The organism is Clostridium nigeriense (assembly GCF_050585265.1).
GTDB lineage: Bacteria > Bacillota > Clostridia > Clostridiales > Clostridiaceae > Clostridium > Clostridium nigeriense_B.
The window spans coordinates 107,626-119,961 of the sequence record NZ_JBNOOE010000011.1 but is presented as its reverse complement, the minus strand read 5'-3'; the positions used below and the strand labels follow the sequence as shown (position 1 = coordinate 119,961).

The following is a 12,336-nucleotide window of genomic DNA, read 5'->3' as shown; positions in this document are numbered from 1 at the left end:
GGATGTTATATTAAACTCTCCAACCTATAAAATAAAACTAAATTTTCTAAAGTTTACACAAAAATATTGACAGACTCGCTTTAACTATAAAATTTTCAAATTCAGTTAATAACTTTTCATAATTACCATATAACAAAGTGAATTTTTCCGTGCTTCCATCTTTATAAAATTCTAAATATCTTGATTTACCATATTTATCTACTAAAAATTTTGTAAATGCACCTGCCAAAGGATAAGTATAGAAGCAGCTATCTTTATCTACTTCTTGATAGAATCTTTCTGAATTAAATAATACATCATTTATATAAAATTCTTTATTTGATTCAAAATATAACTTTGCCCATTCATAATGAGATTTACGAACAAGTTCTCCATCAATAATATTTGCCCAATAGTCTTCTGTAAATTCTGCAAATCCTTCTCTTATAAATGTTGAGTAAGGTTTTCCCATATATAGATAAGACAATATATGAGCAAGCTCATGGTTTCCAGTACATTTAATTTTTTCATTGTAGACAAAATGTAGTTCGTTAGGTTCTCTAGCGAAACCGTTGCAGGGTTCATTGTCTCCATAAGCAACTCCTACATCCTCTGGTTTTTCATATACAAATAATTTTAATTCGAAATCAATTTTTCTATGAAAAAAATCCTCAAAAAACTTATAAGATTTTTTATATTCTATAATAATGTCTTTTAAATTTGTATCTGATAATCCATCATAATACCAGATATCAAAAAAACCTTCTTTAATATTCTTCATATATATCCCCATTCATCCTTTTAATAAAATTAATTACGTATATTAAATAAACTACTATCTATTTCTGTAATATTAGCATTCTTAGTTTTAAACTTAAGCATCTCATTAAATGGAGTATTAGTCACATAACATTGTAAACACATTATTACAGCACTATGACTTACAATTACAACATCATCAGTATTTTCATTTATAATTTTATCTATAGATTTTAAAACTCTTTCAAGCATATCTTCATAGGATTCTCCATCAGGAGTTTTAGTATACCTTCTATTTAAATACCATTTTTTATACTCAGCTGTATATTTTTCTTCTACCTCTTTCCATGATAGTCCTTCCCATTTACCCATATTCATTTCTTGTAAATCTTTCATTAAGACATAGTCTACATTGCTTGATTTACTTAAAATTTCAGCAGTCTTAAGCGCCCTTTTTTGTGGACTTGAGTAAATTTTTGAAAATTTATAATTGAGGCTTAATAATTTTTCACTTAACTTCATCGCTTGATTTATTCCTGTAGAATTAAGTTCACTATCATAGCTTCCTTGTATTTTACCTTGCACATTCCAATCTGTTTGTCCATGTCTTATAAAAATTAATTTCATATAATACCTCTCAAAGAATATAATCAATAATTGTTTATAATACAATTATAAGTTATATATACATAAAATTCCATATTATATTAGTTATAAATAGAAAAACCCAGCAATTATTGCTGGGTAAAACTCTAAATTTTATTAAATGTCTAATAAATTCTTAGTGTAATCAGAATAAAGATCTCTTAGTTTTTTCATGCTATCTTCTAATTCAAGAAGAAGATTAGATGCTAAAGAATAGTCTTCAACTGCAATGGCGTTCTTAATACGTGTGAATAAGCTCTTGTCAGTATAAGTATCCTTCATTATATAATGTCTTAAATTATTTATTGTCATCCAGTTAGATATATCTAAATCTAATGCGTTATGAGAATGTAACTTTTTAAAGCTTCTAACTTCATTTGCGTGATTTACAATAGTTCTATGGATAATATCAGTTGTCCATCTTTGGATTATTGCAAGTTTAAAGCTATTTATTAGCTTATCACCAAGAACATCATTTCTCTTTAACACGTTTAACTTATCAGTATATTTATCTAATTGAATTAAGTTTTCATAAACTGTCGCAGGAGCTTTTCCAAAGTATGCATCTCTCTCTTCATCAGTGTAGTATTCAAATACATCTTCTTCACTTCTATAAGCTCTTTCTTTTTCTAAGTAAGCTGCATCTTCTCCTGGCTTTTTAGAAAGTTCTGCTAGAAGTTCTTCTTCAGTTTTATTATTTTCAAGAGCATAAAGAATTCCATCAAGCATAGACATATAAGAAACTGCAAGAGTTAGATATATATTACTATGTGGGTTTGGCGATCTAAGCTCAAATCTAGTTGCAAGAGGATTTGCTAAATCTCTTATTAATCCTATTAGTATAGTTCTGTTTCTAGATGGATTATCAGGAGATATACCTAATGAAGTAACAACACATATTGGTGCTTCAAATCCTGGTTTTAATCTCTTGAAGGCTCCGTTAGTTGAAGAAATAAATGGATTCATTACTTCATAGTTCTTTAAGACACCCATTATAGCTCCATAACCTATAGTACTTAGGAAATCTTCTTTTGTAGCATGGAATAAGTTTATTCTCTTCTTATCTTTTAATTTTAAGCTAACACCTAAATGAACGTGCATTCCTGACCCAGCAACATCATCGATAGGTTTTGCTTTAAAGGTAACATCTAAACCATGTCTTCTAAAAGTTTCTTGAGTTAGAATTTTTACAAAAATTTCGTTATCAGCAGCTTGAACTGCATCTGAATATTTCCAGTCAATTTCAAGTTGTTCCATAATGTGATTAAATTGACCATTACTATCTAACTTAGATTTAACTCCTCCAACTTCTTTGTGACCCATTTCTGGTTCAAAGCCGTACTCTTCCATAAGTAATAGAGTTTCTTCAAGAGCAGTTCTTACAGCGCCTTTAGTTCTTGTCCAATATTGTTCTTGTAGAACTTGTGAAGTAGATAGTTCTTCAATATGAGCTTGTTCATTTGGAGTTTTAACCCAAAACTCTAATTCTGTTGCAGATGTAATAATTATTTCATCAATATCATTAAATGAAATGCCGAAAGGCTTTAATGTTTCAGGCTTATTTTTGAATATATCTAAAAGATTTGATTTAAAGGTATTTATTGCTGAATTTAAAATATTTCTTGAACAAACAGGCTTATTATTATGGATTAAAAATGAAGGGATTCTAAGAGTACCAACAGGCTTGTCAGTAGAATAGTCAATATGATCGTAATTATAGTCAACAAACCAATTCGCATTAATGTCTGCTACCATATCTACTTTTGCATCATTTAAAGTGGCGATTCCAGGAAGTACAACCGAAGAACCATCTGTTTGGATAGCAACTCCGTTTAAAAATGAATCTATATCATTTAAGAAAAGCTTAGCTGGTATTTTCTCATCAGTATCATTACCAGATAAATCTATTCCAACGATAGATACGAACTTTATTTCAGGATGTTCTTTAAAGATTTTAAATAGGTCTTCTTTATTATGTTTTGATTTGGGAATTGTGTAAATTAAATCTTTCATAAAATTTTTCCTTGCCGAAAAATAACAAGGAAAAGTCACTTCCTTTCTGTATTTATTCGAATGATTAGGTGGTATAGACATCATAACATTCGTAAAATTAAATAATTTATAAAGAAATTCTATTATATAGAAGTTATACTGTCAATAATAAAATTTATTAATTGGAAAATAATAATAACTATTTTTCAATATGTTTTTGTGAGTTTATTATTATTTCTTTAGGATAGCCTAAAAAGTTTAATAGTTTTAATGCATTTCCTGTATTACATATTCCTGGTTTTAATTTGAAATCAAAGGTTAAGCCTTCATTTTCATCTATATCTTCACAGAAATAAAATCTTAAATATTTATCGTCACAGCTTTCGGCTAATTCTAAGTCATGAGTTGCAACAATTGAAATAGCATTTTTATTCATAATATATTTTAATATTTCCTTAGATGCCGCTATTCTTTCTATTGGATTAGTTCCTTTAAATATTTCATCTATTATACAAAAAGCAGGAATTTCATCATCTAGAGAATTTAATATTCTAAGAACAGAATTACATTCTTCTAAATAATAGCTAGTACCAGATAAAACATCATCAGATAAACTTAATGAAGATATAATTCTAAAGAAGGAAGCAGAATATTCATCACAAAGGCTCATAGAAATTGATTGAGATAATAATATATTAGTAGCTAATGTTCTCATGAAAGTAGATTTACCAGCCATATTTGATCCAGTTAATATTACACCTTTATTATTTAAAGTAATGCTATTAGGAACCCCATCTTCTAATAATGGATGAACAGCATTTTTAACTATTAATGTTTTATCCTTATTATTTAAAAATTTAGGAATACAATAATTAGATACTCTACATCTATAGGAAGCAACTGATATATAAGCTTCTAGTTTTCCTACTAATGCATATAATTCAATTAGGTTTTGCTTATTGTTTTTAACAATATTTATAATTGAATAATAAGAACGAATTTTTGTTAAGAAGAATCCATTTAGGGTTTCTGTAAATATATCTAATTCACTAGAAGAATAAATATATTTAGTTTTATTATCTATTTTAGAAACAGGTGTAACTCTTTTATTTATTTCTTCAATATATTCTTTCAATGCATCATCTTCAATTTTAGATATTTCTTTAGCTGTTCTTATAAGTTTACCTAAATAGTTAAGTGAAGAAAGTTCATTTTCCACTTCTGCTGAAGCTCTCATTGAAATAAACATATAAATAACAAAAATTCCTATAAATCTTAGAAAATAATTAGCTCCAATAAATAAGAAGAAAATTAACAGTATTAATGAAGAAATAGCTATAAGATTAAATAGTATTACCTTCCACTTCTTGATAACTGTATTTGTATTAAATAAGTCAAAAACTTCACCTTTTCTTTGTCTTCCCAGATTAGATAGGCTTTGTTGGATATTTCCCCTTAACTCTTTATCTTCAAGTAATTTTTCTATTATTTTATTTCTTTTCTCTATGTCATTTGCATTTAATTTAGGAGTTCTCAAAAGATAATATAGCATTTGCTCTCCAGGAGTAGATGAACATATACTTATTTCATTTAATAAATCGTCTATATTTATATCATAAGCAGTTTGATCATCTATATTATAAAAATCTTTTTCTTTTAGTGAGCTAGGCCCATATTCTTTGTAAAATTTATGAATTTTATCAAAGTCAAATTTATTATCATAAGCTTCTGGCCAAGATTTAATTAAGTATTGAACTTCTTCAAATTTTTTAGTTTTATCAAAAAAGTTAGAGGATATTATAACAAATAAGATAAATAATGCAATTCCTATTTGATAGGCTCTACCGCCTATAGAAGGCCCTATTTTAAATGTTAAGTAAAGTATTATCCCAGATGTAATTATAGATGCATATGTTGTTAATTTATAAAAGAGTAATTTATTTTTCATAAAAACCTCCATTAGAATTTATTGGGTAAAATTACATATTTAATTATATCATGTAAATCAGAACTTATACTACTGATAATAAAGCTATGGATTTATGATTAATAAAGGTATAAAATAATAGATAGAATTAAAGAAAATGGAGTGATACGATTGGACAATAAGAATAGGCCAATAGGTTTTTTTGATTCAGGAGTAGGTGGATTAAGCGTATTAAAAGAAGCAATAAAGATAATGCCAAATGAGGATTATATATACTTTGGTGACTCTAAAAATGCACCATATGGAATGAAGAGTGTGGAAGAGGTAAGAGAATTAACATTTAAGGCAGTAGAATTTCTATTAAGTAAGGGAGTTAAGGGAATAGCTATAGCTTGTAACACTGCAACTAGTGCAGCTGTTGCAGATTTAAGAAAGGTATATCCAAACTTGCCATTAGTAGGAATAGAGCCAGCTTTAAAACCGGCAGTAGAACTTAATAATAAGGGTGATATATTAATTATGGCTACTGCTATGACATTAAAGGAAGCAAAATTCAAAAGATTAATGGAAAAGTATAAGGATAGAGCCTCAATAATTCCAGTTCCATGTCCAGGACTTATGGAGTTTATAGAAGCAGGAAAATTTGAAGGTAAAGAGGTAGAGGAATATCTTTTAGATAAAATAAATACATACAAAAAAGGTGAGATAGCATCTATAGTTTTAGGGTGTACACATTATCCGTTTATAAAGGAAACTTTAGTTAATATTGTTGGAAAAGATGTAGAAATTATAGATGGTGGCTTAGGAACAGCTAAGGAACTTAGAAGAAGATTAAATGAAAAGAATCTACTAACAGATTCAACTAATGAAGGAAAGATTAATGTAATTAATTCATCTAATAAAGATGAAATTATAGAATTAAGTTATAGATTATTAAAAGGATAGAATAAAAGCTTATAAGATTGAAAAAAAATTTTATAAGCTTTAAAAAATATTTGTTAAAATGTTGACAAAATGAGGAGAAGTTGATATATTATAGTAAAGAGAATATTCAGAAAATTTAAATAAATTCTAGGGGGAGATTTTATGGAAATTAAGGTAAGAGATATATTAGGCGAAGATATAACTATAGAGGATGCTATATTATTAAGAGAAATGATTAGAAATAATTTAAATGTTGGGGTATCCTTAGATTTTGAAGGATTTAACAGGATTCCAACAACATTTTTAAATGTTTTATTAAGTGATTTAATAAATAGTTTTGGAAGAAACCTGATTTTTAAACAAGTTAATGTTAAAAATTTATCAAATTATACTGATTATTCAAGAGTGGTACTAGGAACTACATTTAAATAATGACAAGATTATATTGATAGGAAATACTGGGAATGTTTGATTTGGGCTGTCTGTACGATAGCCCTTTTTTATATAAAGTAAAGCATAAAAATTCATAAAATTAATAATTATTTATTGATTTAATTATTCAGCACTTAAGTAAAACTATTAATTTTATATGTATTAGATTTGTAACTGTAATTATCTGTTGTTTTTGTTACCAAATAATATATAATTACTATAAGAGATAAATAACTTTCTTAGTTAAAGGATTTGATTTATAGGGATTTATAATTAAAAACTTGTTAATAATAAGAAAGAATTTAGATTGGAAGGAGATTTAATATGAAAAACCCAATAGTAACTATAAATATGGAAAATGGAGGAGTTATTAAGGCTGAATTATATCCAGAAGTAGCTCCAAATACAGTTAAGAATTTTGTAAGTTTAATTAATAAAGGATTTTATGATGGAGTTATATTCCATAGAGTAATACCTGGTTTTATGATTCAAGGGGGATGCCCAGATGGAAATGGAATGGGTGGCCCAGGATATAGCATAAAAGGGGAGTTCTCTAGAAATGGTTTTAAAAATGATTTAAAACATACAAGAGGAGTTCTTTCTATGGCTAGAACTATGGTTCATGATTCAGCAGGAAGCCAATTCTTTGTAATGGTAGAAGATGCACCACATTTAGATAATCAATATGCTGCTTTTGGTAAAGTTATTGAAGGAATGGAAGTAGCTGATGCAATAGTAAAATCTAAGAGAGATTATAATGATAAACCATTTGAAGATCAAAAAATGGTTAAAGTTACTGTGGATACTTTTGGTGAAACATACGATGAACCTGAAAAAGTAGGAAGATAGTAGATAGGGGGAAGAGAGAGGTTTATGCTTAGTAATAATAAATGTATATTAGCATATTGTTTGCCAGAAGAAGAGCTTAATTCTTTAAAAGAAGATGGGTTTAAGGTAATAGAGATTTCGGCAGAAATGGCAGAAATGACTATTTCAAATATATTAGATGGATTAAGATTCGAAACTTTTAATGCTAATTTGCCAAATGAAACAGTTATTTTATTTAATGATTTTTCAGATGAAGAAATTAAAGATGCTGTAAGGAGTATTAGACAAAGGTTTAAGGATGGAATTTTTGCAGCAGTTACACCAAATTCAATTAATTGGAAGGTTAGTTATTTAGTAGAACATTTAATTGAAGAGAGGGAATGGTATTTAAAAAGTCAGAAGGGAAGAGCTTAAGTGAGTAGAGTTGGCGAAAAGATAAAGGAAGCTAGGCTTCAAAGTGGAATGAGCCAAAAGGCTTTAGCAAAGAAATTAGGAGTTGCAGAAAAGTTCATTAATGAAGTTGAGCTGGGAAGAAGAATAGCTCAGGAGTCTTTTATAGATAAGGTATCAAAAATATTAAAGTCTGATTTTAATGATGTTAGCATGGTAGTAACAGATGAGGCTTTATTAGAGGAGAAAAAATCTATTAAAGAGGCTAAAGGCAATTTTAATAAAAATAATAAAGGGAATCAAGAGGAAGTTTGGACTAGTGCCTTTTCATCAGTATTAAAAAATGTTCCAATATTTGATTATACTTTGAAAAATAATAAAGGCTTTAAAGAACTACCTATTCATTCAAATAAGGTAGAAGGATTTGCTCAAGATAAGGTTTTATATTTAGAAATTCAAGATGATGAAATGTCTGGATTCAGAATGTTAAAAGGTGATTTAGCCTTTGCAAGTTTAGCAAAAGAACCAAGTAATAATGGAATTTTCTTGGTTGATTATAAAGGAAAAAGAGCAATAAGGCAAATAAAGTTATTAGAAAACTCGAAGGCTTTATTAGTAAGTAATGGTGGAAGTCTTTTAACTGAAACTATGAACTTAAATGAAATTTCTGTAGTAGCTAAATTAGAAAGATTAGAAATAAGATTATAAGATTATAAGAGATATATTATTTTAACAAATAGTATGTCTCTTATTTTTTTGGAGAAATATCTCACTTTATTTTTAAATAACATATATTGGTATAAATGAATTGAAAGAGGTGATATATATAGAAAATTTTAGTTCAAGCAAGATAAATTCAACATTAGGTTTAATACAAAATATGCCTAAGGGATTATTAAGTAAGCTAGGTGTTAATTTTGCAGTTAATAATGAACTTGGAAATACAATAGAAGTAACAATTATATCAGCAGATACACCAGAAAATGTAAGAAGGTTAGTAGAAAGCCTTGATGGAAAATATGAAGACCTAGGGTATGGCTTTGGAATAGTTACAATTTCTGTTGAAAATATAGTAAACCTTGCTAATAGTTCATCTATACAATATATAGAATTACCTAAGCAATTATTTACTACTGATTCTACAAGTAATAGGGCAGCTTGTGTAAATACAGCTAGAGATACTTATGGAATACAAGGAGAAGGAATTTTAGTTGGTTTTATAGATACTGGAATAGATTATACTCATCCAGCATTTAGAAAAGAAGATGGAACTACAAGGATAGATTATATATATGATTTAAGCACTGGAGGTAATATATACAATAGAAGTGATATAGATAATGCACTAAAAAATTCTGACCCATATTCTATAGTGCCATCTTATGATACTGTTGAGCATGGAACTCATGTAGTAGGAATAGCTTGTGCTGGAGGTCCAATAAACCCAAAGTATTATGGTGTTGCACCTAAAAGTTCAATTGCTATGGTTAAATCTACTAGGGGTAATTTTGCATTGAGTAGCAATATTATGAAAGGCTTAAAGTTCTTGATAGATGCAGGAAAAGAATTAAATAAACCTTTAGTAGTTAATATTAGTATGAGTACTAATGATGGAGCGCACAATGGAACTAGCCTTCTAGAACAATATATATCAACAATATCAACTTTAGAGAGAATTACCATAGTAATTGCAGCAGGCAATGAAGGGGATGCAGCGCATCATATTGGTGGAAGTTTAGAGAGAGAAAATAGGATAGCTATAAATGTAGCTGGAGATGAGCCTGGAATTTTATTTAATTTATATAAACCAGTATTATCGGATATTTCTATTACAATTAAAAGTCCTACAGCAGCTATTAGTGGAGAGGTAATTGTAAGGGAAGGATATTATGAAGGAATAATAGGGTTAGATAGGTACCAAATTTATTATTCAGGACCAAAACCCTTTGATATAATAGGAGAAATAACTATTGCTATATTAACAAACAGACAATACATTTCATCAGGTCAATGGGAAATAACAATAAAATTATTAAATAATTACAGTGGAGTATATGATATGTGGTTGCCTATATCTGAAGGACTTAATATCAATACCAAATTTTTACAGCCAACAGTTTTAAATACTTTAGGGATACCAGCAACAGTTACTAATGTTATTGCAGTTGGAAGCTATAATTATTTAACTAATACTATATCTTCTTTTAGTGGAAGAGGAAGGAAAACTATATATCAACCTATTCGTCCAGATTTAGTGGCACCAGGTGAAAGAATAATGTCAACTATTCCTAATAGAAGTTTTGATTCTAAAAGTGGTACATCTATGGCGACACCTCATGTAACTGGGATAGCGGCTTTAATGATGGAGTGGGGAATATTAAGGACAAATGATCCCTATCTTTTTGGGGAAAGACTTAAATATTATTTGGTAGTTTCTGCAAGGAGAAGTAGAACAGATATAACATATCCAGATCCAAGCTGGGGATATGGGGAGGTTTGTCTATACTCTGCTATTGGAAGAATAATTGAGAATATAGGTGTTACTGCGAGCTCTAGGAAGGGTGAATATGAAATGATAAAAGACTTTAAAAGTTATAATGCATTAAGAAATAAATTTCAGCAATATAAAATAAATAGTAAGAAACCTAACTTTGATAATTTTATTAATAGAACTAGGCAAGATAGTAATGGAGATGTTATAGGACTTTTTGTTGAGTATAATTCCTTAGAGGAGTTAATGAAAATAAATGATATTCCTGGGGCTTCAGTTTTTGTAATAGATAAGAATTATGCGGTTGTATATATACCTTTTAATAGGATTTCTGAAATAGAACCATATATAAAGGATATAGCTTCTATAGAAGTTCCATCGATTTATACCTTGGAACAATCATCTCCAGTTGAGGCTAGTGGAGCCACTTTATTTCATAACAACCCATTACTTCAACTAAATGGAAGAGGAGTTATTATAGGTATTATAGATACAGGAATAGATTATTTAAATAAAGAATTTATGAATGAGGATGATACTACAAGAATTTTGAGAATATGGGATCAAAATTTACAAGATAATCAGGATATATATGGTATGAAATTTGGTGTAGAGTATAAGGAAGAAGATATAAATAGGGCTATTCAGGCAAGTAAAAGTGGAGGAGATCCATATTCAATAGTAAATAGCAAAGATGATATAGGGCATGGAACTTCTGTTGCAAGCTTAGCAGGAGCTAGAGGATATAATCCTGATGTTATAGGAGCAGCTCCTAATTGCGATTTTGCTATTGTAAAATTAAAAGAGGCATCAGAGGTAGTGCAAAAGCAAGCTGGAATTACTACTGTGGGAATAGGTAGATATACAAGCGTAGAGATTATATTGGCAATTATATATTTATCAAGGTTAGCAAGTGATATTAAAAGGCCAATAGTGATTTGTATTCCACTAGGAACTAATACTGGAGCGCATGATGGTACAAATGAGGTTGAAACTTCTATTGATACTATAAGTAATCAAGTTGGAGTCGTTTGTGTAACTGGAACAGGAAATGAAGGAGATAGTGATACTCATACAGAAGGTAAATTTACAAATGCTGGAGAAATTAGAGAGTTAGAAGTTAGGGTAGGAAAATTTCAAAAGGATTTAAATTTTCAAATATATGTACAAGAGCCAGATAGGGTATCTATTGGAATAGTATCTCCATCAGGAGAAATTGTAGAAAAAATACCGGCAAAATTAAATAGAGTAGAAAATGTAAGTTTTATTTACGAAGGAACTAAGATGAAAATTTCCTATATATATCCAGATCCTGTTACAGGTTCAGAGGTAATAAGCATTGAAGCAAGAGGATTAAGAGAAGGTATTTGGCAGTTTAGATTATATGGGGATTATATAGTTGATGGAAGGTATTGGAGTTGGTTACCACAAAGAAGTCTTCTAGATGCAGATACTAAGTTTTTAAGTCCTAGTCCATATATTACATTAACTATGCCTGGGACATCAAAAAGAGCTGTTGTGGCAGCTTTTTATGACCAGAATAATAATGCAACTGTTGGGCAATCAGGAAGAGGATTTACTAGAGATGGTAGAATAAAGCCTGATTTAGCAGCAGGTGGTATCAATGCTATGGTAACTACTCCAGGAGGTGGAACTAAAACTATAAGTGGTTCTTCTGTAGCAACAGCAGTTACAGCAGGATGTTGTGCACTTTTATTTCAGTGGGGAATTATAGATGGAAATGATGCTAATTTATATGCTACAGAAGTTAGAAGCTATTTTATAAGAGGAACAACTATGAGAGCTGGGGATATTTATCCTAATGAACAATGGGGATATGGAATTTTAAATATTAAGGGAGTATTTGATGCGTTAAGAGAAAATCTATTAGGGGGAGTTGAGAAGACTAGAGGGTACAATGAATATAGGGTAGGAGGACTATTCATAAGAAGACCTAAAGATATATAAC

Annotated in this window: 10 protein-coding genes; 6 read left to right on the top strand and 4 right to left on the bottom strand. The window is 29.1% G+C overall.

Annotated features, from left to right (window positions below):
- Positions 1 to 46 precede the first annotated feature (46 nt).
- The 4 genes from ACQPVP_RS11555 to ACQPVP_RS11540 all read right to left on the bottom strand — a co-directional run bounded on the left by ACQPVP_RS11555 (position 47) and on the right by ACQPVP_RS11540 (position 5,323).
- Positions 47 to 760, bottom strand: a complete 714-nt coding sequence (locus ACQPVP_RS11555) for a hypothetical protein (RefSeq protein WP_430850082.1) — start codon at positions 758 to 760, stop codon at positions 47 to 49.
- A gap of 29 nt (positions 761 to 789) precedes the next feature.
- Positions 790 to 1,365 carry a histidine phosphatase family protein gene (locus tag ACQPVP_RS11550; RefSeq protein ID WP_430850081.1) on the bottom strand — a complete coding sequence of 192 codons (576 nt, stop codon included), beginning with the start codon at positions 1,363 to 1,365 and terminating at the stop codon, positions 790 to 792.
- A 135-nt stretch (positions 1,366 to 1,500) separates the two neighbouring features.
- Complete coding sequence (locus ACQPVP_RS11545; protein WP_430850079.1) at positions 1,501 to 3,396, bottom strand: glutamine synthetase; 1,896 nt, start codon at positions 3,394 to 3,396, stop codon at positions 1,501 to 1,503.
- 178 nt (positions 3,397 to 3,574) lie between these two features.
- Positions 3,575 to 5,323, bottom strand: coding sequence for a MutS-related protein (locus ACQPVP_RS11540; protein WP_430850078.1), 1,749 nt, complete (start codon positions 5,321 to 5,323; stop codon positions 3,575 to 3,577).
- A 150-nt stretch (positions 5,324 to 5,473) separates the two neighbouring features.
- On the opposite strand from ACQPVP_RS11540, the gene murI reads away from it, so the two are divergent.
- The 6 genes from murI to ACQPVP_RS11510 all read left to right on the top strand — a co-directional run bounded on the left by murI (position 5,474) and on the right by ACQPVP_RS11510 (position 12,335).
- Positions 5,474 to 6,247 (top strand): glutamate racemase, encoded by a 774-nt coding sequence (murI, locus tag ACQPVP_RS11535; protein ID WP_430850076.1) that lies wholly within the window; start codon positions 5,474 to 5,476, stop codon positions 6,245 to 6,247.
- A 141-nt stretch (positions 6,248 to 6,388) separates the two neighbouring features.
- Entirely contained in the window at positions 6,389 to 6,658 is a 270-nt protein-coding gene (locus ACQPVP_RS11530) for an STAS-like domain-containing protein (RefSeq protein WP_430850074.1), read from the top strand.
- Between the two features lie 324 nt (positions 6,659 to 6,982).
- Positions 6,983 to 7,507 carry a peptidylprolyl isomerase gene (locus tag ACQPVP_RS11525; RefSeq protein ID WP_430841462.1) on the top strand — a complete coding sequence of 175 codons (525 nt, stop codon included), beginning with the start codon at positions 6,983 to 6,985 and terminating at the stop codon, positions 7,505 to 7,507.
- 24 nt (positions 7,508 to 7,531) lie between these two features.
- Positions 7,532 to 7,900 carry a DUF3783 domain-containing protein gene (locus ACQPVP_RS11520; protein WP_430850072.1) on the top strand — a complete coding sequence of 123 codons (369 nt, stop codon included), beginning with the start codon at positions 7,532 to 7,534 and terminating at the stop codon, positions 7,898 to 7,900.
- Complete coding sequence (locus ACQPVP_RS11515) at positions 7,901 to 8,584, top strand: helix-turn-helix domain-containing protein (protein WP_430850070.1); 684 nt, start codon at positions 7,901 to 7,903, stop codon at positions 8,582 to 8,584.
- Positions 8,585 to 8,693: 109 nt separating this feature from the next.
- A complete protein-coding gene (locus ACQPVP_RS11510; RefSeq protein WP_430850087.1) occupies positions 8,694 to 12,335 on the top strand; it encodes a S8 family serine peptidase in 3,642 nt (1,213 codons plus the stop codon).
- Position 12,336: the final 1 nt, after the last annotated feature.